At 44.5% G+C, this 21,938-nt stretch carries 25 protein-coding genes and 1 pseudogene; 22 read left to right on the top strand and 4 right to left on the bottom strand.

The annotated features are described in order from the left end of the window. Positions 1-3 precede the first annotated feature (3 nt). The 3 genes from AB4185_RS04525 to AB4185_RS04535 all read left to right on the top strand — a co-directional run bounded on the left by AB4185_RS04525 (position 4) and on the right by AB4185_RS04535 (position 5,175). Positions 4-3,720, top strand: coding sequence for an AAA family ATPase (locus AB4185_RS04525; RefSeq protein WP_102333282.1), 3,717 nt, complete (start codon positions 4-6; stop codon positions 3,718-3,720). A 275-nt stretch (positions 3,721-3,995) separates the two neighbouring features. Next, positions 3,996-4,130: a DUF2256 domain-containing protein gene (locus AB4185_RS04530; protein ID WP_081324519.1), complete on the top strand. Its 135-nt coding sequence runs from the start codon at positions 3,996-3,998 to the stop codon at positions 4,128-4,130. 160 nt (positions 4,131-4,290) lie between these two features. Next, positions 4,291-5,175: a PA4780 family RIO1-like protein kinase gene (locus AB4185_RS04535; RefSeq protein WP_372134990.1), complete on the top strand. Its 885-nt coding sequence runs from the start codon at positions 4,291-4,293 to the stop codon at positions 5,173-5,175. Between the two features lie 147 nt (positions 5,176-5,322). Here AB4185_RS04535 and AB4185_RS04540 read toward each other — a convergent pair whose 3' ends face one another. The 3 genes from AB4185_RS04540 to AB4185_RS04550 all read right to left on the bottom strand — a co-directional run bounded on the left by AB4185_RS04540 (position 5,323) and on the right by AB4185_RS04550 (position 8,350). Then, on the bottom strand, positions 5,323-6,063 hold the full coding sequence (locus AB4185_RS04540; protein ID WP_065583629.1) for an SDR family oxidoreductase: 741 nt from the start codon (positions 6,061-6,063) through the stop codon (positions 5,323-5,325). Continuing rightward, positions 6,063-7,634 carry a cryptochrome/photolyase family protein gene (locus AB4185_RS04545; protein WP_372134992.1) on the bottom strand — a complete coding sequence of 524 codons (1,572 nt, stop codon included), beginning with the start codon at positions 7,632-7,634 and terminating at the stop codon, positions 6,063-6,065. The genes AB4185_RS04540 and AB4185_RS04545 overlap by 1 nt, the downstream gene beginning before the upstream one ends. A gap of 293 nt (positions 7,635-7,927) precedes the next feature. Further along, entirely contained in the window at positions 7,928-8,350 is a 423-nt protein-coding gene (locus tag AB4185_RS04550) for a universal stress protein (protein WP_017063967.1), read from the bottom strand. 235 nt (positions 8,351-8,585) lie between these two features. Here AB4185_RS04550 and AB4185_RS04555 point away from each other — a divergent pair, with 235 nt between their 5' ends. The 12 genes and pseudogenes from AB4185_RS04555 (at position 8,586) to AB4185_RS04610 (ending at position 17,936) form a co-directional block, all read left to right on the top strand. Then, complete coding sequence (locus AB4185_RS04555; RefSeq protein WP_017059201.1) at positions 8,586-9,716, top strand: PcfJ domain-containing protein; 1,131 nt, start codon at positions 8,586-8,588, stop codon at positions 9,714-9,716. Between the two features lie 23 nt (positions 9,717-9,739). After that, positions 9,740-9,874 carry a hypothetical protein gene (locus tag AB4185_RS04560; protein WP_017059202.1) on the top strand — a complete coding sequence of 45 codons (135 nt, stop codon included), beginning with the start codon at positions 9,740-9,742 and terminating at the stop codon, positions 9,872-9,874. A 66-nt stretch (positions 9,875-9,940) separates the two neighbouring features. Next, positions 9,941-10,375: a GNAT family N-acetyltransferase gene (locus AB4185_RS04565; RefSeq protein ID WP_017059203.1), complete on the top strand. Its 435-nt coding sequence runs from the start codon at positions 9,941-9,943 to the stop codon at positions 10,373-10,375. Between the two features lie 242 nt (positions 10,376-10,617). Further along, positions 10,618-10,872, top strand: a complete 255-nt coding sequence (locus tag AB4185_RS04570; protein WP_017059204.1) for a DUF3297 family protein — start codon at positions 10,618-10,620, stop codon at positions 10,870-10,872. A 541-nt stretch (positions 10,873-11,413) separates the two neighbouring features. Further along, positions 11,414-12,787 (top strand): glycerol-3-phosphate transporter, encoded by a 1,374-nt coding sequence (gene glpT, locus AB4185_RS04575; RefSeq protein ID WP_029235174.1) that lies wholly within the window; start codon positions 11,414-11,416, stop codon positions 12,785-12,787. Between the two features lie 77 nt (positions 12,788-12,864). Beyond that, a pseudogene (glpQ, locus tag AB4185_RS04580) lies at positions 12,865-13,920 on the top strand (glycerophosphodiester phosphodiesterase). A 262-nt stretch (positions 13,921-14,182) separates the two neighbouring features. Beyond that, the gene (locus AB4185_RS04585; RefSeq protein WP_017059207.1) at positions 14,183-14,647 is read left to right on the top strand and encodes an ASCH domain-containing protein; all 465 of its coding nucleotides are present in this window, start codon (positions 14,183-14,185) and stop codon (positions 14,645-14,647) included. A gap of 96 nt (positions 14,648-14,743) precedes the next feature. After that, positions 14,744-15,688 carry a D-2-hydroxyacid dehydrogenase family protein gene (locus AB4185_RS04590; protein ID WP_372134994.1) on the top strand — a complete coding sequence of 315 codons (945 nt, stop codon included), beginning with the start codon at positions 14,744-14,746 and terminating at the stop codon, positions 15,686-15,688. A gap of 28 nt (positions 15,689-15,716) precedes the next feature. Continuing rightward, the gene (locus AB4185_RS04595) at positions 15,717-16,223 is read left to right on the top strand and encodes an HAD family hydrolase (RefSeq protein ID WP_372134996.1); all 507 of its coding nucleotides are present in this window, start codon (positions 15,717-15,719) and stop codon (positions 16,221-16,223) included. Then, a complete protein-coding gene (locus AB4185_RS04600) occupies positions 16,216-16,812 on the top strand; it encodes a class I SAM-dependent methyltransferase (RefSeq protein WP_017063959.1) in 597 nt (198 codons plus the stop codon). The genes AB4185_RS04595 and AB4185_RS04600 overlap by 8 nt, the downstream gene beginning before the upstream one ends. Before the next feature lie 113 nt (positions 16,813-16,925). Beyond that, on the top strand, positions 16,926-17,306 hold the full coding sequence (locus AB4185_RS04605; RefSeq protein WP_017070707.1) for an STAS/SEC14 domain-containing protein: 381 nt from the start codon (positions 16,926-16,928) through the stop codon (positions 17,304-17,306). Positions 17,307-17,534: 228 nt separating this feature from the next. Then, entirely contained in the window at positions 17,535-17,936 is a 402-nt protein-coding gene (locus AB4185_RS04610; protein WP_372102171.1) for an NUDIX domain-containing protein, read from the top strand. A gap of 53 nt (positions 17,937-17,989) precedes the next feature. Here the strand turns inward: AB4185_RS04610 and AB4185_RS04615 are convergent, their stop codons facing one another. Further along, on the bottom strand, positions 17,990-18,391 hold the full coding sequence (locus tag AB4185_RS04615) for a YkgJ family cysteine cluster protein (protein ID WP_372134998.1): 402 nt from the start codon (positions 18,389-18,391) through the stop codon (positions 17,990-17,992). Between the two features lie 208 nt (positions 18,392-18,599). Here AB4185_RS04615 and AB4185_RS04620 point away from each other — a divergent pair, with 208 nt between their 5' ends. The 7 genes from AB4185_RS04620 to AB4185_RS04650 all read left to right on the top strand — a co-directional run bounded on the left by AB4185_RS04620 (position 18,600) and on the right by AB4185_RS04650 (position 21,938). Next, positions 18,600-18,761: a hypothetical protein gene (locus tag AB4185_RS04620; RefSeq protein WP_012604036.1), complete on the top strand. Its 162-nt coding sequence runs from the start codon at positions 18,600-18,602 to the stop codon at positions 18,759-18,761. Continuing rightward, entirely contained in the window at positions 18,761-19,459 is a 699-nt protein-coding gene (locus tag AB4185_RS04625) for a pseudouridine synthase (protein ID WP_372102170.1), read from the top strand. Before AB4185_RS04620 ends, AB4185_RS04625 begins: the two co-directional genes overlap by 1 nt. A gap of 65 nt (positions 19,460-19,524) precedes the next feature. Continuing rightward, positions 19,525-19,899 carry a VOC family protein gene (locus AB4185_RS04630; RefSeq protein WP_372102169.1) on the top strand — a complete coding sequence of 125 codons (375 nt, stop codon included), beginning with the start codon at positions 19,525-19,527 and terminating at the stop codon, positions 19,897-19,899. Positions 19,900-19,995: 96 nt separating this feature from the next. Continuing rightward, positions 19,996-20,604, top strand: a complete 609-nt coding sequence (locus tag AB4185_RS04635; RefSeq protein WP_032555728.1) for a sugar O-acetyltransferase — start codon at positions 19,996-19,998, stop codon at positions 20,602-20,604. A gap of 160 nt (positions 20,605-20,764) precedes the next feature. Continuing rightward, positions 20,765-21,103, top strand: coding sequence for a hypothetical protein (locus tag AB4185_RS04640; protein WP_017090233.1), 339 nt, complete (start codon positions 20,765-20,767; stop codon positions 21,101-21,103). 210 nt (positions 21,104-21,313) lie between these two features. After that, positions 21,314-21,448 carry a hypothetical protein gene (locus AB4185_RS04645; protein ID WP_017091388.1) on the top strand — a complete coding sequence of 45 codons (135 nt, stop codon included), beginning with the start codon at positions 21,314-21,316 and terminating at the stop codon, positions 21,446-21,448. 76 nt (positions 21,449-21,524) lie between these two features. Next, positions 21,525-21,938, top strand: a complete 414-nt coding sequence (locus tag AB4185_RS04650; RefSeq protein ID WP_372102168.1) for a GFA family protein — start codon at positions 21,525-21,527, stop codon at positions 21,936-21,938.

A 21,938-nucleotide genomic window follows, 5' to 3' on the forward strand; every position in this document is an offset into this window, starting at 1 on the left:
CGTATGAAGATTTTAAGCCTAGAATTTGAAAACCTGAACTCTTTGAAAGGGCGCTGGAAGCTCGATTTTACCCAATCGCCGTTTGCAGAAAACGGTCTGTTCGCAATTACTGGTCCAACTGGGGCGGGTAAAACCACCATTCTTGATGCGATTTGCTTGGCACTTTTCCATCGCACACCGCGTTTGAAAAGCATTGCTAAAGGTAATAATGAATTAATGACTCGTGGTACGGGCGAGTGCTTTGCTGAGCTTGAATTTGAAGTGCAGGGTAAAACGTACCGCTCTAACTTCCACCAAAAGCGCGCACGTGGCAAACATGATGGCGCACTGCAAACGCCGACCTGTGAATTTGCAGATGCCGACACAGATAAAGTGTTAGAGACCATGTTGACCAAGAAGACCAAGCTGGTGGAGCAGGTTACAGGGCTCGATTTCTCACGCTTCACTAAATCCATCATGTTGTCTCAGGGTGAGTTTGCGGCGTTCTTAAATGCCAATGCTAACGACCGTGCAGAGCTACTTGAAGAGCTGACGGGAACCGAAGTTTATAGCCTGATTTCAGAGCGTATCTACGATCATTTTAAGTCGAGTGAAGAGTCGCTTAATCAACTTAAAGCGAAAGCTGAAGGTGTGAGCTTACTGTCTGAAGAGCAAATCAAAGAGCTGACCGCAGAGCGTGAAACGCTAGAAGTAGAGCAGAAGCGTTTAGCCGAGCAATTAAAAGAGTGGCAAGTGCATCTTAGCTGGTGGAAAGACGTGACCAAAGCTGAGCAAACTATTGCGGCCAGTGAGCTCGATCTGAAAACCGCTCAAGATGAACTAGACCGTAACCAACCGTCACTAGAGCGCTTGGCAAACAGTGAGCCGGCTGAAAAGCTGCGTCCAGTACACAAAGATTTAAAGCGTTGCGAACAAGAGGTGAACACTACTCAAGCTCACCTAGATAACAGCACCAAGTTACTTGCCGTTCGTGATGCAGAAATGCAAGACGCGCAAACTAAACTGACTCAAAGCGGTGTGATTGTCGAACAGGTAAAAAGTGAGCAACAAGATCAAGATAAGATCATCGATCTTGTCCGTCCGCTCGATAACCAAATTGCCGTACTCAAAGATAAGCAAACTGCGGCCGTTAGTGCAGAGAATACGCTTAACGAGCAACATACGCAGCAGCGTAATCAACAGATTGTTTTAGTCCAAAAAACAGATGCACTGAAGCAACAAGATAAACTCAGCACTGAGTACCTAAATACGCATCAAGCTGACCAACATCTGGAAAAATACCTAGGTCAGTGGCAAGCAAAGGTCGAGCAAGTTCGTACTCTAGAGCGCCAGCATTCAGAGCAGTTGAATTCAGCGAAGCAAGCTTTGTCTGCAGTTGATGCACAGCAAACGATCATCAAATCCGCGCAAGATGCTAAAGCAACGCAAGATAAAACTTTAGCTGAATTGGTTGTTCTCGAGAGTAGTGCAAAGCAACAGTGGGAAGCATTGCAAGGCAACACCAGCGAGCAAGTGTTGAATTCGCAAAAAGATCTGTTGGAGTTTTGGAACCGCAATACGCACTCATTACTTGAGATCAACCGTGGTTTTCTAAATGCCCAACAACAGCTGCACGTGAAAACACAGGCACATCAAACCAACACCCAGTTGGTCGACAAGCTTTCGAAAGAGCGTGAAGTGTTGGTGGAGCGATATAAAGAGAAAGAGACTTCGCTTGAGCGATTAACGCGATTGATTGATCAAGAAGGTGAATTAGCAAAATATCGTGCAGCTCTAGAATCTGGGTCTGAATGCCCACTGTGTGGTTCAACAGACCATGCGATTGAACAGTCTCAAGATATTGCAAATTTGGTTGCTCAAAAAGATAGAGAAAACCTAGAGCTAACGGCTATCAAAAAAGAAGGCCAAGAGCATCGTCAGCAGTTAGATTCTCTTGCCCCTATGATTGCAGCGTTGAACGATGATATTCAACGTGCGCAAGCGGATATTCAACAAGCTCAGCTGAATTGGCAAGGCGTTGTCGGCAAGCTTCAACAGAGCTTAATTGGCTTCGACGATGCAGATCCGGAACTAGCGCTGCTAACCAATGATGATTTAGGTGATGAAGCGGCAGTGGTTTATTTCACCGAGCAGTGTGAGCAGCAATTAAATTACACCATTCAGCAGCTCAAAGCGTTAGTTGATGCCAAAGCACATTTTTCTGAAGTTGAAAAAAAACGCCTGTCTGCGAGTGTCGAAGCTGATAAAGCGCAGTCTAATTTAGAGTTAGCTGAGCAACGCTTAGCTGATTTGAATAAGCAAAACCAAGTCGCAAACGAGCAAGTGACTCAAATAGCTCAAGCGAAAGGCCAGCAATGGAACGCTTTGAAAGAGAGCATTGTTCAAACTTCTATCGAAGCACCTGAACTTGAGCATATCGATGATTGGTTTACTGCGAAATCGCAAGCATCAAGCACATGGCAGCAAACCAAACAGCAACAGGACGATATTGAGAAGCAACTGATTACTCAAAATGCCGAATTGAAAACGTTAGACGACAAGCTAAGCAGTGTTGAGAAAGAGCTCGCGACACTGACGCAACAGAGTGAGTCTTTAGTGTCAGAACTCACTCGTGTAACGGCTGAAAGAACAGAGTTGTTTGGTGACAAAGACATTCAAGCCACCAGCAATGCGATGAAGCAAAGAGTCACTGAAGCAGTAAATGCATTTGATGCCGCGCAGTTAGTGCTTAACCGCAGCGAACTTGAACATCGAACCGAGCAAACCAAACACACTGGTTTCTCGGACGAGTTAGTCAGTAAGCAATCGAGCTACACACAAGCGTCGAATGCTTGGTTAGAAGCGCTGAAAACTAGCCCGTTCGAAGATGAGGCTAATTTTGAAGCAGCGTTGTTAGATGAAGAGGTTAGAACTCAACTTCAAAGCCTGAAGAAGTCTTTAGACGAAGCGATTGTCAGTGCGCAAGCTAGGTTGAACGCCGCCAAAGCGACACAAGTGGATCTACTAAATCACGAAAATGCGAAAGCATGGCAAGAGCAAGACCAACAGCAAGTTGAAGAAGCGACGACTGAGTGTCAAAACGCACAGCAAAGCCATGCGACCAAGATCGGTGCAATTTCTGCCAATCTTGAAACGGATAGCCAGAACCGCAGCAATCAGCAAGATCTGTTTAAGCAGATCGACGAGCAACAAGTCGAGTTTGATGATATTTCACGTCTGAACTCACTTATCGGCTCTAAGAACGGCGATAAATTCCGTAAGTTTGCCCAAGGTTTAACGTTGGAAAACTTGGTGTACCTTGCGAACAAGCAGCTACAGCGTTTGCATGGTCGTTACGAGCTTAAACGCAAAGCCGACGATGGTTTAGAACTGCAAGTGCTCGACACATGGCAGGGCGATGTGATGCGTGATACAAAGACTTTATCAGGTGGCGAAAGCTTCTTGGTGAGCTTGGCGTTGGCATTAGCGCTTTCTGATCTTGTGAGCTACAAAACCAGTATTGATTCTCTGTTCTTAGATGAAGGTTTCGGCACGTTGGATAGTGACACATTGGACATTGCCCTTAACGCGTTAGATAACTTGAATGCATCAGGCAAGATGATCGGTGTCATTAGCCACGTTGAAGCACTGAAAGAGCGAGTGCCCGTTCAGCTTAAAGTGACAAAACACTCTGGCTTAGGTGTGAGTGAGATGGAGAAGCAGTACAAGGTTGTCGCTTAGGTTGTTACTTTGGTTCTTGCTAAATTTATCTGCGCAGAAATAGAAACAGAGCTAGATGAAGCAGATCCCCGACTCAGTCGTTCCTCCTTCTCGAGGATGACGGAGTCGGGAGTAGTCACAAATCACTACGCAGTCACTCCTTAAAGTCAGGAACGAACGTCATAGAGAACTAGGCTTTGTTCGTATTGCCTTCGTCATTCTCTAAAGCGAGGTACGAACGTAATAGGGAATCTCTAGTAAACGCAGGAAGTGGATGCTTCAAGAAGGGAACGGCCATGCACAAGAAACCCCATTTACCGACTAAGATATGTCCTGTTTGCCAAAAGCCTTTCGCATGGCGTAAAAAATGGCAGCGCTGTTGGGATGACGTGATCTACTGTTCTGAACGTTGTCGTCGTAATAAGTCTTAGTCCCATAATCTGAATAGATCAGGTCAATACTCATGATCTAAACCCGTTAACTCCAATATTTCCTTCCTTTGTCGTAATTTTGATGATCCTTTAATCGTTTCGTCATTCATTTCTCAAGTTAATATTTCTATCTGTAAGATAAGTGATGTATAAAGGCGGCATGAAGATACCTAAAAGAATACAGCCTTTAGTTGACGACGGTTTAGTCGACGAGGTGACAAGCCAACTCATGAGTGGCAAAGAAGCATCGGTGTACATTGTGCGCTGCGGCGATACGACCCGTTGTGCCAAGGTATATAAGGAAATAAGCCAACGCAGCTTCAAAAAAGCGACCGCGTATCGTGAAGGCCGAAAAGTCCGAAATAGCCGCCGCGCTCGAGCGATGGAAAAAGGCTCTGGCTTTGGTCGTGAACAACAAGAAAAGGTTTGGCAAAGTGCTGAAGTGGATGCCTTATATAAACTGGCAGAAGCGGGTGTTCGTGTGCCTGTCCCTTATGGTTGCTTTGATGGCGTACTGCTTATGGAGCTGGTCACTGACGATGAGGGTTACGTTGCACCACGTTTGAACGATGTGGTGATGTCAGCAGAGCAAGCGATCGAAGACCACGCCGTGATGATGACTTACGTAGTTAAAATGCTGTGTGTTGGTTTGATCCATGGTGACTTGTCTGAGTTCAACGTATTGGTGGATGAGTACGGTCCAGTAATTATCGACCTACCACAAGCGGTTGACGCTTCGGCTAACAACAACGCTGAGTGGATGCTGGCTCGTGACATCAATAACATCCGTGACTATTACGCTCAGTTTGCTCCTGAACTGGCAAAAACCGAGTATGCCAAGGAAATGTGGGCGCTGTACGAGAAAGGCGACTTGAAGCCAGACAGCAAACTGACGGGTGAGTTTACGGAAACCGACGACTTGGCTGATATCGAAGCCATCATGCAAGAGATAGACGCTGCGCGAATTGAAGAACAACATCGACGCGAGCGAGCTAAAGAAGAGAAAGAAGGTGTTGACGATACTAAGTTCAATTGGGCTGAATAATCGTGATGATCAGTTTTGATCTTTAGCTAGATATCAACCAAACGCCTTTTAAAACAGAGGCGTTCTTTCTAAATAAAAACCCAATGGAGCTTCAACTCTGTTGGGTTTTCTTTTTTAGCACTAATGAAAGACGGACACTCGTATCAACTACCAATTTAACTGTTCACCATCGTAAGCGTAGAAGTGCCCACTGTTATCCGGTGTGGCAGTGCGAATAATATCGACCAACTGATGGGCGACATAGCTTGACTCAAACAACTTACCTTCAGGGACATTGGTCTGAAAAGGCTTCGACAGAGCTGTGTCTGTCGTGCCCGGGTGCAGAGCCAACACGGTGCCTTTCTTAATGGTGCGTTGCCATTCAATCGACATGGTTTTGATGAACATATTTAGGGCTGCTTTCGATGAGCGGTAGCTATACCAACCGCCTAATCTGTTGTCTGAAATACTGCCAACCTTTGCGGATACCACAGCAAACTTTGGATTGTCGCTCGCTTTAAGTATCGGCGTGAAGTGTTTTGCTAATAACAAGCTGGGCAGGGTATTCACAGAGATGTTTTTGAGGAAAAACTCAGGGTCGATGGACGACAAGTTCTTTTCCGGTCCAAGATCTGGAGTGTGGAGCATACCCACGCAGTTGATCAGCCAATCAAGTTGTTCAAACTCAGAACTCAAGCGCTTAATATCAGCTTCGTCGGTGGCGTCGACTTTGTGCCAGCTCAAGCGATTGTTTTCTAGTTCCGGCTGTTGAGAGTGGTAAGTCGCGTCTACATGCACATCAAGAAAATCAAACCGAGAGAGCTCAGATAATAGGTGTTTAACCACAGCGAAACCAATACCGCCGCTCCCACCGACCACCAATATGTGTAATCTGAGTTGCTCCACCATTATAAGTTCTCCAAGTTTGTGATTCGTTGTTCAGCAGTATCGAGAATCGCTTGTTGTGATTGCTCATCCATGTTGTCCCAAGAGCGATATAACATGCCCATACGTGGGTTGCGGTTTAACGCATCGCGGTGCTGGTCCATAAAGCGCCAATACAAGCTATTGAAAGGGCAAGATTGCTCGCCGCTGCGTTCTTTTATCTTGTAGTGACAGCCTTTGCAGTAGTCACTCATGCGGTTGATATAGGAACCGCTGGCAGAGTATGGTTTGGTTCCTACGATCCCGCCATCCGCAAACAGTGCCATACCTCGCGTATTTGGCATTTCAACCCACTCAATCGCGTCGACGTAAATACCGAGGTACCAACTGTCGACTTGGTCAGGGTCTATACCCGTGATTAAACAGAAGTTGCCAGTGATCATTAACCTTTGGATGTGGTGCGCGTAAGCAAACTCAAGAGACTGGTCAATCGCATGCTTCATGCAGTTCATCTTGGTTTGTCCGTCCCAAAAGTAATGGGGCAGGTTATTATGTGCTGAGTAATGGTTTTTGTTGGCGTAAGCAGGCATGTTTGCCCAATAGACGGCGCGTATGTACTCTCGCCACCCCAGTATTTGGCGTACAAATCCTTCGACCTGTGCAATATCGATGCTTGGCTTATCTGGTGAGCTGTCTCGAAGACAGGATGCTTGGTAGGCCGACAGTGCTGCATCAATCACTTCTTTAGGGCTCAGCAGTTTACTGTTCAGCGAGAACGATATACGGCTATGATACAAGCTCCATTTAGAGTCGTGCTCTGTCGTCATCGCATCTTGAAACTGCCCAAATAACGGCAAGCAGACTTGGCAGAAATAAGCGAGTAGAGACAAGCTTTGTGCGCGGTTCACCGGCCATAGTAACTGGTTACCGACTTGACCAATAGTTTGCACTTGGTGGTGCTCGATACGCTGCAAAATGTCGGTTATGTCATTGGTAAACATCAGCGGCTGAGGCAGGTTTTCGATGTCTTGTTTCTTGAGCTTATTTCGATTGTTCGCGTCGTAATTCCATTTTCCGCCAACGGGCTTTCCGTCTTCTAGCAAAATGTCGAAACGTTTTCTCATTCGGCGATAGAAGTGTTCCATCATGATGTGTTTGTCTTTTGGAAACTGTTGTTCTATCTCCTCGAATGGAAAGAGGAAGTGTTCTGTATCACAACAACCTTTGGTCGCATTGGTCAGCTTGAGCTTGTTCATCTGCTCTAAGAGGCGATATTCATCTGGCCTTTGATATTCGAATTTCTCTGCGCCGAATTCGTGTACATAGTGCTTTAAAAGTGTGTCTAGGTTTTCAAATTGCGTTGTGTCGTCAAGAGTAAGGTGGAGTACTTGATGACCTTGTTCTTTGAGTTCGTTAGCGAAGTAACCCATCGCACAGAAAAACGCGGCCACTTTTTGAACGTGAGAGGCAACATAATCTGTTTCTTGTTTTAGCTCAGCAATGATGTAAATAACGTCATCGTTAACCTGTCTAAACCATGAATGCTCAATGTTGAGTTGGTCACCTAATACAAGTCGTACCGTTTTAAATTTCATAATGCGTCCTGGTTTGTGAGGCTTGTTGTGACTGCGTTACCGCCTGTCCATTGATTGATGAAGGCATGGTCTGGGTCGTACATTTCAGTACGTTGATTCAAATCGAAATGACGTGATTTGTTAATTATTAGACGCTTACGAGTTGATAGGCTGACAAGATCACAAATGATTACTCTAAGTGGGAAATAGGAGATTTCGGTCAGGATGAGTGTGTTGAAGAGGATATCAAGCCAACCAATAATACCGATAGAGGTTGGCAAAGCCGGTTATTTTTGAGTGTCGAACTGGAGCTTCTATTCCATAGGAACAACGAGAATATCGATAGGGGAAGTATCGATGATCTGTTTAGAATGGGAGATGAGCTTATGCCAAAAATCATGGTGATGGCCGCACAGCAATAGGTCAACGCCGTTTGCTTCGATGGCATTTTTGAGCTTATCGTTCAAATCACCCGTTCCCACGAAAATGTGCTTGATTGGGTGTTTGGCGTAGGCTTCAAACTCTTTCAAATGCTTAACGGCATCTTCATTGATGGGTAAATCACCGTCATTTCCCTGAATATCAACGAGCTCTGGATAAATTTCTCCATGCGTACCATCGATATAAACAAATGAAATGCCAGCCTCCAGTTTATCAGCGAAGAAGGTCGCTCTATCAATGAGAATCTTGGTGTCGTCAGACAGTTCAAGTGCGACCAGAATATGTCGGTAATCCATAATTAAAGCCTCTTGTTGTGAGTTATGTAACAAGCATAGTTTCTGTTGACGCAAATGATATCGAAGAGATCTCATATTCCGTAAAATCATCATTCAATGTTCTTCTAAGCACTATCGTATTTATATCGCTTTGATTGGTAAGAAATTTACAAAAGGTTGATATAGTGGTTGAAGCGCTAGCTTATGCTGTTAGATAGGCTTGATAGTTCAATGCGCCAATAACGAAGAGGCATCAATGACAGCACTACTAACCATTCCCACTCGAACATTAGGTTTCGACTACGATATTGAGATCCGAGACTGGTCTCAAAAGCTCGTCGGCTTTCATGTGTTTGAAGATGGTAGACGACCGCTTGATGGAGGCATTGGGCTGAGCCTCAACCTTGTTGAACAGTTTGACGTGAATGGTCGTTGGCTAAATTCATTACCTGCGCGTTATCGTGAAATCACCGACGACTTTCCAGAATACCAATACCAGATGTTGTGGCTTGCTGCGAATACTTATGAAGCCGCGCAATTGCTTGAATTAAGGCCTGTTATTTTGGCTTTGATCTGCATGAAATACAGTGTCGACAACAAGAAAGCACTGGCACTAAGTCGCTTAGGGCAGAAGAAGATCCTTACCAAGTTGGGCTTAGACGGCAGCAAGGCGACACTCAAATTCATCGACAAGCTAGAGCTTCATTACAATGTTGGTGATGAACTCGACCACATTGTTCGCATTCTCGAGCCACTGCAAAGACGAGTTCTTAAGTTTAAGCATTACTCAAAAGTTGGATACACAGCCCTGCGTTTGGACCAAGTTCATCCATTTCTAACTGGTAGCAGGCTAGGGATTGCGATGGTGGAAGAGGGCAGACTTAACGCACCGTCGAAGATGGCGATGTTCCAAGATGCGATATTGCTAGGGCAAGATTTGGAGATGGATGATCCACTGCGCGCGATTACCAGTCAGAACTCTTTTGCGATGTTTGAACAACTCCATGACCGCTGGACGGAGCAACGCCAATTACGTCGTTTGGAGGGTAACTGCCCAATGGATAAAGACATCCCTTATCCCGTTCCTTTACTTGGCAATGACAACATTCATCCGCTTACGGATTATTACGATCTTGAACACGAAGGCATCGAGCAGAAGCACTGTATTGGTGTGTACCATAACCGAATCATGAGCGATCGTTATGTGGTGTTCCGCATGCTCAAGCCTCAGCGTTTAACCATAGGTTTGCGCCGTGTGCCAAGTAAAGCATTTCCTTTTGAAATTGACCAAATCTGCGGAAAACGAAATGCACCTCCGTCGGAATCCGCTCGCCAAGTGATTCACGACTGGCTAGAAGCGAGTAAGCAAAAATATCCTAAGCAATAGCCATTAAGTAGAAGGAATACAGGATGTTTCAACAAGGCGATCTTTGCCCGCATTGTGGTTTGATTATTGTGATGCCTACGGATCTGCAAGGTGAATGCCTAGGATGCGGCGAAGAAATTAATCAAGACCCAGCAGACGATTACGACGAAGAAGAGTAGCTTTACCTACACTTAGATTAAACAAGGCTAGGATAGCCGAATTACTCTCTTTAAAAGGACGGAAAAATGCAGAAAGTAATCTTTAGAAATTGCGATGAAAACTCACCTTATTGGCATGAGTTAGAGGGCTTATTTCAAAGTGAATGGTCTGATTTCAAGTTTAAAGATACATATAAAGAAAACGTACAACTCCCTCCAGTAATAACAGTACTTCGCGATAATGTGGTCATTGGTGGCTTGGCGTATTCCTATTTTCAAGAACCTCACCAAGTTCGTGATGTAGTGTGGATCAACGCTGTGTTTGTCGACCCTCAATGGCGCGGTCAAGGCATTGCCAGTGAACTGATTAATCGTGGTGTCAGACAGGTTTCTTCTGCAGTGCAAACTCAACTCTACGCGTACACCAATATCATGGGTCTCTACCAAGGGCTAGGTTGGTCAATCGTAAATATCGAATCAGAACCGAACCATAAAGTGATGAGTATTGAGCTTAATCGATAAGCTCGGAATAAAAGCCTGATATTAGTTTATCTGCCGTTCGAGTAATGAATTTCTCCCTTTCATCCATAATGCATAAACCTGTTAAATTTTCGTTGAAACTCATGCCGATATCGCCTTTAAATCAAACAACTAGCTGTTGATTAAAACGATCAAGACGATTTATTGCAGCAGTTGTTGAGCACAAAGCCTATATTGACTAGAATGACGCACTTTTTTTATTTACGTACATACAGGTAATGAACATGAGCGATACTAATTCAAGACCAGCTTTACCAGATCATCTTGCAGGCAACCCACGCAGCCCACACCACGTTGCTGAGTGTTTCGAATACCCAATCGGCATTCGTCTAAATGGTAAAGAGCGTACTGATGTTGAAGAATACTGCATCAGCGAAGGTTGGGTTAAGATCCCTTCTCCAAAAGCGCTAGATCGTTTTGGTCAGCCAATGCTTATTACTCTAAAAGGCACTGTAGAAGCTTTTTACATCGACGCATAATCATGTCGTGTGGCTAGCTAATACATCGACGCATAGTCACGTCGTGTGGATAGCTAATACTTCGAGTAATTAGCTAATGTTTGCTTAATTAGCCAACATCAAGCCACCAAGCGTTATTACCTAAAAGGGTCTAGAGAAATCTAGACCCTTTTTGTTTGCATTGATTTTAGCGAACTTCTTTAACCAATAGCCCAAACCACCTTCATAACTCCACAGATTCAACCAAAATTGTTGTTATTCACTATGCATTCGCAGTAATAACAAAGTTGTTGTTGGTTGATTTATGTTCGCTCGCTCTTTTTGGATTTATTCGTACTCGAAAGTTCTGATGTTTAATTAAACAGATACAAACAAAAATATGAAGCGCAGTCTAATTAAATGAAACTAATATGCTGTATTTAAAGTTATTTTTTGTTAATAACTACCTCTATCACAGAAATTAATCCTGAAGCACATACAATTCCCTTGATTTCGAATGAGCGCTAAATTTTTTCGTTCGAGCATTTAAATTCTTCCTTCGCTCAATAATTATGAGGTTCCTATGTTTGGAATATTCAAACCTATGGCGCATATCGATCGCTTGTCATCAGATAAGATCGATAGCACCTACACACGACTACGATGGCAACTGTTTCTTGGCATCTTCGTTGGCTATGCGGGGTACTACTTAGTCCGTAAAAACTTTAGTTTGGCGATGCCTTATCTCATTGAACAAGGTTTTAGCCGTGGAGAACTAGGGGTTGCATTAGCGGCGGTATCTATCGCTTACGGCTTATCTAAGTTCTTAATGGGCAGTGTTTCTGACCGTTCTAATCCTCGATACTTCCTCAGCGGTGGCTTGTTAATGTCGGCACTGGTGATGTTCTGCTTTGGCTTTATGCCTTGGGCAACAGGCAGCATCACTGCGATGTTTATCCTGCTGTTCTTGAATGGTTGGTTCCAAGGTATGGGTTGGCCAGCTTGTGGACGAACCATGGTCCACTGGTGGTCACGAAAAGAACGTGGTGAGATAGTGTCAGTATGGAACGTTGCTCACAACGTGGGTGGCGGTTTGATTGGCCCAATGTTCTTGTTGGGGCTGTGGGCTTTTAACGACGATTGGCGAACCGCTTTTTATGTTCCTGCATTTTTTGCCACTCTCGTTGCTGTCTTTGTTTGGTTTACTGTAAGAGATACACCTCAATCTTGCGGCTTACCACCGATTGAAGAACACAAAGACGATTACCCAGACGACTACGATACGTCTCATGAGAAAGAAATGACGGCGAAAGAGATCTTCTTTAAGTACGTTTTCTCTAACAAGCTGTTGTGGTCAATCGCTATTGCCAATGCGTTTGTTTACCTTATCCGCTATGGCGTACTCGATTGGGCTCCAGTTTACTTAAAAGAAGCAAAAGACTTCTCTGTAGATAAATCATCTTGGGCTTACTTCTTGTATGAGTGGGCAGGTATCCCTGGCACCTTATTGTGTGGTTGGATTTCAGATAAGTTATTCAAAGGCCGACGTGCACCTGCAGGTATCTTGTTCATGGTTCTAGTGACAGTCGCTGTGTTGGTATATTGGCTGAATCCAGCAGGTAACCCAACGGTTGATATGCTGGCACTGGTTGCGATTGGTTTCCTTATCTATGGTCCTGTAATGCTGATCGGTTTGTATGCACTGGAACTTGCGCCTAAGAAAGCAGCGGGTACAGCGGCTGGTCTAACGGGTTTGTTTGGTTACTTAGGTGGCGCGGTTGCTGCGAACGCAATACTCGGCTTTATGGTTGACCATTACGGCTGGGATGGCGGCTTCATTATTTTGGTCGGCGCTTGTGTGGCTTCAATCATCTGTCTGCTTTACGCCTTCTTAGGTGAGCGTGCGCACCATAAACAAAAAGATCTCGAACGAGAGAGAGAAGCGCTAGCTCAGTAGTGTATTTACTGAATCACATCTATAAATAACAACAGAGGCAGGTATATCCTGCTTCTGTTTTATCAAGGGAAACAATAATGAAAACAACGTCACTGTCTCTGACCTTATAAGCACTAAGTTTATCTACAAATGCGTTCGCCGATCCTTTAGTGATTGCGCATCGCGGCGCTTCTGGTTATTTACCTGAACACACTTTACCCGCTAAAGCGCTCGCTTACGCAATGAAACCCGACTACATCGAACAAGATGTCGTGATGACCAAAGACGACCAATTGGTGGTTTTGCATGATCATTATCTAGACCGAGTCACCGATGTCGCGGATCGCTTTCCAACACGTGCTCGTTCAGATGGCCGTTACTACGCGATTGATTTTACGCTCGCTGAGATCAAATCATTAAAGGTGACCGAAGGCTTTAAGTTAGATGAACAAGGCAACAGAGTGGCAGGGTACCCAACGCGCTTCCCAATGTGGCAGTCTGATTTCCGTGTCGCTACCTTTGCAGAAGAAATCGAGCTGATCCAAGGCCTAAATAAGACCTTAGGTTATGACGTGGGCATCTATCCTGAAATTAAAGCACCTTGGTTCCATCGTCACGAAGGCAAAGACATCTCCAAAGCGGTACTTGCGACCTTGCATCAATATGGTTACCTATCGAAAGACGACAAAGTGTATTTGCAGTGTTTTGACGCCAATGAACTTCAACGCATTAACGATGAGCTCATGCCAGTGATGGAAATGGATCTTAAGCTCGTTCAGTTGATGGCCTATACAGATTGGAATGAAACCATGACCTACCAAGGTGACAAAGCAACGCCGTACAGTTACGACTGGATGTTTGAAGCTGGTGGCATGGAAAAAGTGGCGTCTTATGCGGAAGGAATAGGCCCTTGGAAGCCAATGTTGGTGGACGATGCATCGACCAAAGATAACATCATTATTAAACCGTTAATGAAGTCAGCAAAAGACGCGGGCTTAGATGTTCACCCGTACACGTTCCGTGCTGACCCAGGAAGAATCCCAGCTTATGCTGATAACTTTGATGGCATGTTGGATGTCTTCTACAACCAAGTCAAAGTTGATGGTGTGTTTACCGACTTCCCAGACAAAGCGGTCGACTTCTTGAACCGTTAATACCCCGTCAGTTACGAGCTATTAGTAACGAGATACTAAGAGCCAAAAGCACCGACTAAAGGTGCTTTTGGTTCTTCTTTCACTTTTTGGATCTCCTTGTACTGGCCTCGAAATCCTACCTATATTCTTCTTTCTCAGCCCACATTTTGATATTCACTCGGTTTACAGCTATAACCTGACTTGATAGGTTACTCCCAATGCAGCCAGATGCTTAATCTATAAGTGTTTATCGGCTCAACCTGATATTGAATTTGGAAAGATCATGGAAGAAAGAAGCAAAGCTTATCTTGATAGCTACCTCAACACATTACCAGCAGACGTTGCTTCGCAATACACCTCTTTTAGTGCCGACTATTACTGTGCTGATGAATACAACGCCAACCTCTGCGCCCAGTTAATTCTCAAGGGTGAAAAACAAGCGTCTTGCAGCCTTGAATATTGGTACAGCCATGAAGGCGAGACGAGACCAGTAGTTGGTCACTTGCAAGTCGTCACTGACTGGGATGGCAAGCCAGTTTGCATTGTAGAGATCACTTCAGTCTCACAGTGCAAATATAACGAAGTGACGGCGGAGTTTGCTGCTGCCGAAGGCGAGGGTGACAAAACACTCGAATGGTGGAAAGAAGCTCACTGGAACTTCTTCTCTCGTGAATGTGAAGAGCTTAAGATCTCACCAAGTGAAGACATGCTACTTATGTTGGAGCGTTTCAAAGTGGTTTATCAATAGTGAAGTTCTAGCGCGTGCCGTGTTGAATCGAAAGGCATGGCACCTTAGTCTTCATTTGAACAAAGCCAGAAGATTAACAATCACAAGGAGAGTGATGTGAAGATAGCGATATTGGATGACTACCAGAACGTCGTTAAAGACCTCGATTGCTTCAACAAACTCGAACAATACGATGTCACGGTATTTACCGAGGCTTACTCAGAGCAAGAGCTCGTCGCTAAGTTGGTCTCGTTTGAAGCCATTGTGCTCATTCGTGAAAGAACCGAGATCACCGAATCTTTGTTATCACAACTCCCCAACCTCAAGCTGATTAGCCAGACGGGCAAAGTGAGCAACCATATCGAGCCGCAAATGTGCGAACGATTTGGTGTTACCGTTTTAGAAGGTCGAGGCTCGCCTGTTGCGCCTTCCGAGCTATGCTGGGCGCTGATTATGGCTGCATCGCGCCACATTCCTACTTACGCGTCAAACCTTAAACAAAACCAGTGGCAGGATTCTGGCTCGTTAGGGCTAGGTCGAACTTTGAAGGGCTTGAAGCTTGGTATTTGGGGCTACGGCAAGATCGGCAAATGCATTGCACAATATGCCCAAGCATTTGGGATGTCTGTCGTAGTGTGGGGGAGCCAAGTTTCACGCGATCAAGCACAAACTGATGGCTTCAAAGCAGCAACAACCAAACAAGATTTCTTTCGAGAAGTTGATGTGCTTTCTTTGCATTTGCGTTTGAATGATGTCACCAGAGGATGTGTTACGGCACACGACCTCAGCTTGATGAAGCCGAACTCGCTGTTTGTGAACATCAGTCGTGCTGAGTTAGTGGAACCGATGGCTCTGTATCATGGACTACGTGAGGTACCGACCAAAACAGCCGCTATTGATGTGTTCGATTGTGAGCCAGTAACAATAGACACCGAACCGCTATTGTCCTTACCAAACGTCACAGCGACTCCACATTTGGGCTATGTTGAACAAAATAGCTACGAACTCTACTTCGATATCGCTTTCGACAACATTCTGTCCTATCAAAGAGATGGCTTATAAAGGCGCGATGACTAATGCAGGAGGCAAGATGACAAAGCTAATCGAATTAACAGAAATAGTCTTATTCGACTGGGGCAATACGCTGATGGTCGATTTCTCAGACGCACAAGGGAAGATGTGTGACTGGGAAACCGTACAAGAAGTGAGTGGTGCTCGTGCATTACTGGCGGAGTTGTCGAAAACTCATCAAGTTTATGTTGCCACCAATGCTGGTGATTCCAGTAAAGACGACATCATTCGAGCCTTTGAGCGCGTTGGCCTATCTCAATATATCTTGGGTTACTTTTGTAAGGCGAGCATTGGCTTTTCTAAGTTCGAGCCGGGGTTCTATCCTGCCATTATTTCTAAGCTCGGTGTTGCACCACAAGATATCACCATGGTTGGCGACACCTTAGAGAAAGACATTTACCCAGCACTTGAAGCGGGTTTGAATACGGTGTGGTTGAACACGGAAGGAGTTGAGCTTAAGTCACAGCACCCGCGTATCGTGCAAGTTCAATCCCTAAGCGAACTGTTGGATAAACGCCATGGATGAACATTCAGAGATCTGGCGTCAGTATTACCAAAAAGCACTAAGCAAACCTCATTTAAAGAGAACTGAATTCGCAATCAAACTGAATGAGTCAGGCTTAAATGTTGCGATTGATTGTGGTTGTGGAACAGGTAGTGACATCGCTTTTTTAGAACAACAAGCGTATCAAGTGTATGGCTTCGACGTTAATCCTGATTCGATTGCTATATGTCGGGATCGTTTTGGTCGCAAATCTTTGGTCGAGATATCTGAAAGTGGATTTGAACACTATGATTACCCAAAATCTGGCGTAGTGATTGCCAATTCGAGTCTGTTTTTTGCTGACCCAACGCGTTTTGACGGGGTTTGGCACAATATTGAATACTGTCTTGAAGTAGGTGGCGTATTTGCAGGTGATTTCATGGGCGTCGATGACAGTTGGGCACATGGCTATCGAACTCCAACAACGCCGTTAACGAAAGCCAAAGTACTCAGCTTATTCAACGACTTTGAGATAGTACGATTCCATGAGCGAGACGAACAAGCACTTACGTCCCTGGGTAGGGTGAAGCATTGGCACACATACTCGGTCGTTGCGATTAAACGCCGTTAAAATGTCAGTAACTAAAACCCGTTCGGATGCTTGTCTGTTTTGACGCCAATCTCTCATCTCTTTGCTGTCTAATCCTCTAAGCTAAGTCTAATTTCCACTATAAGGGCTAGACTATGAGTATCGAACGTCACGGAATATCGGTTGGAATTGAACGTGTTAGCGGTGAAACCATCGTTGTGTTTAAAGCGAAAGGCAAGCTTACACACGATGACTATCAAGCAATGATGCCAATTCTAAATACCACGCTAGAAGAACTCGATTCATCTGAACTCAAGATGCTGGTCGACATCTCCACCTTAACGGGTTGGGAGTTACGTGCTGCTTGGGACGATTTTAAACTTGGATTAGAGCTCAATTCGAAGATAGACAAAATCGCGATATATGGTGATAAAAGCTGGCAAGAAATGGCATCAAAAGTAGGCAGTTGGTTTGTGTCCGGTGAGATTAAGTCATTCGAAGACCATGACTCTGCGCTTAAGTGGCTAGTCGATTGATACTATTCGCGGGCAGCTAGAGAGCAGTTCGTAAACATCGCCGATGACAGTTGACGAGAATTGTCTCGAACGCTGTCATTTTTCGTTTTGGCGATGATATTTCCTATTCGATTCAATAGAGTATATTCCTTCCAGCGTGTAACATACCCAGGCTTTGTTTGGTCGCGACTAATGGTGTGGCTTGATTCAGTAAGAACGAGAACTAAAACAGAAATAAGGTCTAACGACATGCATAAGGTAATTGATAAGCTGGCTTGGATATTCATCAAAGACGGCGAGTTGTTGATGGTCAGATCAAAAGGCAAAGAACTGTTCTATCTACCGGGTGGTAAGCGTGAAGCTGGCGAAAGTGATGAGCAAGCACTGGTTCGCGAAATCAAAGAAGAGATCTCAGTTGATTTAGTGCCTGACTCCATCAAATACGTCGAGACGTTTACAGGCCAAGCTGATGGCAAAGCGGAAGGCGTATCGGTGCAATTGACTTGCTATCTTGCTGATTATACTGGGGAACTGTCTCCGGATGCCGAAATTGAAGAGCTTAAGTTTGTGGATGGCAACGACAGAGCGGTATGCTCATTGGCGGCACTGGTTGCGCTTGATTGGTTAGAAGCGAACCAGTATTTGGCTTAAGGTTTTAGCGGCTACTAGCTAATACTGAAGATTGATCTTCAAAAGATCATCGCTTACGAATAGCTTGAAGGGCGGCTGTCTTTCATCAATAGGTCGAGTTTCCTTTGAGCTTTCTTCGTGTTTTGTAAATCCACCATCTCAATCATTTCACACTCATCTCGTACCATCTCATTAATCAGACTTGGATAGTGTCTGCAATCTTCTGGTCGGTCTAAGTAGATGCTGCATGTGTACTTGGCTTGAGCCTTGGTGTCTTTCGTCGGAACTAGCTCCAGAAAAGGGCAGCGAGTTAAACGTTCGCCAGATTCAGGGTCAAACCATATCTCGCTTCCTCGAACATATTCAAAGATGTCTGGGTTGAACAGCTCCCACAAATCGATCTCTTCTTGAGTCGCGGCAAGGTCGCCATCTCCGTATTTGATACAGCATTTTCCGCATTGATTACAATCTTTCATTATCGACTTCATAAGTTGGTGAGCTTTTATCATTTTACCACTGATAGCCGTGGCACGTTGACTTTGTTGTTCATGGTTAAGCCTTTACGGGGAGGGATCTTGGAATGGCGGTGCTTAAAATCAATTTATCTATGCACCACCACTCCAAACAAGGCTGTAAACAGTGATACAATTTGCGCCTAGCAAGTTATTAAAACAAGGCATAAAAATGAGAACCGTATACACCACCGAAGGCGACATCAACGCAAAGAAACAGAAAGACGCTTACCCAAAATTGGCGCTATGTGATAACTGCGTTCGAGACTATGTGGTGATTGCTCAAGGCGAACGTACTTATAAGCCATGCGCAAAATGTGGTGCTGACGATTAATGCGCCTTGATAAATACCTATGTAAAAGCACTGAACTAACCAAGCCTGAAGCAATTGAACGCATCCATAATGGCGAGGTGAACGTAAACAGTGAGACGGTCACCGATGAATCGACTCAGGTTCATGAAAGCAACACCATCTTGTTAAATGGCACTCCGCTTAAGTTGCGAGAATTTCGATACCTCCTAATGCACAAGCCTGCGGATACTATCTGCTCTAATATCGATGAAGTTTATCCTTCACTGTTCAACTACATCGAGATAGACAAAGCATCAGAACTGCACATCGCAGGACGCTTAGATGTAGACACCACAGGCTTAGTCTTGATTACCGATGATGGGCGATGGTCATTCAACATCACTCTGCCAACCAAGTCATGTAAGAAGGTGTATCGCGTGACATTGTCACGAGATATCAAAGATGATGTCGCTGACAAGTTCAAAGCGGGCGTTAAATTGCAGGGCGAACAAAATCTGACGCGTCCGGCAGAACTCGAAGTGATTACCAGTAAAGAAGTGCTGTTGACCATTACAGAAGGTAAGTTTCATCAAGTAAAACGAATGTTTGCTGCGGTAGGAAACCGAGTTGTTGGCCTTCACCGTGAACAGATTGGTGATGTTCGTTTAGATGTTGAAGCAGGCCAGTGGCGTTATCTAACTAAAGCCGAAGTCGACTCATTTCAGCAAGACTCTGAATAAACGCTGTAACCACTTAAAGCGTTAAGCGTGTCAGGACCAGAATATCAGCACTATAAGGATGTAGGATGGAAAACCTCAAAGTCTCAGAAATTAAGTCTTTCGTGCCCGCGAAAGACTTCGATTTATCTAAGCGTTTTTACCAGTCAATCGGCTTCGAAGTGATGTCTGAATTTCACGATATCGCCTACCTACGACACGGCAGTTGTGCGTTCCTTCTGCAAAACTTTTATGAACCTGCGCACTGTCAAAATTACATGATGCACTTGCTGGTTGAAGACGTAAAAAGTTGGTATCAAAACATCCAAAACTCTAATGTAGTGTCGGATTTTGAAGTTACCGTTTCCGAGGTTGTTGAACAGCCTTGGGGAATGCTTGAGTTTTGTATCACTGACCCAAGTGGTGTGCTGTGGCGTGTGGCTGAAAACATCAGGCCGCGTTAATGCATCCAACTTGCATTGAGGCCAGTGAAAACTTCAAATTATCCGTCTGTTTCTTTATTTCTGCCGACATAAGGCAATGATCAAATAGGTTCAAACATGGATATAAAGGCTAAAATGCACAGCCAAGACGTTTACTACTGTGACGACGTTGATTTGGTTGCTGAGCAAACTCAATGCTTAGAAGTGCTATACGATTTCAACCACACTCGCCCGAGCGAAGGTGATAAACGACAACAGATCATGAAGCAGTTGTTCGCCGAAGTCGGTGAGGGCTGCTACATTGAACCACCACTACATGCGAACTGGGGGCGTCACACGCACCTAGGCAACAACGTATACGTGAACTTCAATTTAACTCTGGTCGACGACACAGACGTATTCATCGGCGACAACGTGATGATTGCGCCTAACGTGACCATCGCCACTGGCACACATCCCATCAGCCCAGAACTCAGGCTAAAAGCAGCGCAGTTCAATATCCCCGTTCGTATTGGCAACAACGTATGGCTTGGCGCACACACCGTCGTACTTCCCGGTGTCACTATTGGTGAAAACTCAGTAATAGGGGCAGGGAGCATCGTCACCAAAGACATCCCAGCCAATGTCGTCGCAGTCGGCAACCCATGCAAAGTGGTACGCGAAATCAACGAACGCGACCGAGAGTATTACCACAAAGATCGTCGCATTCCCGATGAATTAAAGTAAGCGACTTTTCACACGCCTGAAATTAGCTGTGACATAAGTCATTGTTATGCAATGGCTTAGTTGTATATTACTTATCTATCTTAGAAACTAGACAAAATTATTCTGGAGTTAAGTGCAGAATTTTTCTGTTTGATAGCTGTTATATGTACAGGGAGTTTCAATGAAGGGTTTTCTCAAAGGGATTTTAGCTTATCTTGTTGTGATCTCGGTAGCTCTGCTAATTTCTCGCAATTTTTTTGATTACCTATCCACAATAGACTTGGTTGACTACATTGCATATGCCGGGGTTTTACTTGTTGTATTGGCTGGCATTACATTTGATGGTAACAATCCAGCTAATCAAGACTTTTTATCGTTAATGATTCATCGTGAACTTGTGTCCCGAACCAATGACTTTCAAGACGAAACGAATAAAGTAAGTTTTGCAGTTAATGTCGGATTGATTGGTATATTTTTACTTATTGCTAGTGGTGTAATGGCTTGGCATATTAGTAAGTAAAACATATAACAAGGCGCCTAAATCTGATTCGTAAACGCGTGCCGAACTCGCTTCGCTCAGACATGGCATACATCCACTTACAGCGTAGCTAAGCGTTATGCCTCGTCATTCTTCCTGAGTTAAAGTAACTATCCATATCTAGTTTAGGTTCACGGTGCCTTTCTTAACTATTTGGTAGAGTGGCATTTCAATGAGCATGGGGGTTTTGTAATGGGAACTGTAATCGGTTTGGTGATTCTAGTTGCGATAGATTGGTATCTTGTTCGTAAAACAGGGCTTCATATTCATAAATGGATCTCTAAAAAGTATGCCGCGTATCTGTCGGAGAAGGGGAACACAAAATAGCCTTTCTAATTAAGTCATCGGTATAAAAAGCGTGATCTGCTATTCATTTACACACATTGCAAAGATTGGAGGATTCATGAAAGGTAAAGGAAAGTGCCTATGTGGCTCGGTTGAGTTGGAAGTAGAGTACGCCAGTAATGAATTGGGGGCTTGTCATTGTAGTATGTGTAGAAATTGGTCTGGCGGTCCGATGTTAGTCATTGATTGCTCTGATTCCGTCAAAATATCAGGTGAATCAAATGTAGTGAGATATAAGTCATCCGATTGGGCTGAGAGAGGGTTCTGCGGTAAATGTGGTACTCACTTGTTTTACTTTTTAGTGCCAAATAATCAGTATCACCTTCCTGTCGGTTTATTGATGTCTGGGGATGGCTACAAGTTAACTCATCAGATATTCATCGATGAAAAGCCCGAATACTACGAATTTAAAAATGAAACACATAATATGACTGGTGCAGAGGTATTTGCCCACTTTGAAAGTGGAGAGTAA

The sequence above is a fragment of the Vibrio sp. 10N.286.48.F5 genome, from assembly GCF_041469785.1.
Classification (GTDB): domain Bacteria; phylum Pseudomonadota; class Gammaproteobacteria; order Enterobacterales; family Vibrionaceae; genus Vibrio; species Vibrio crassostreae_C.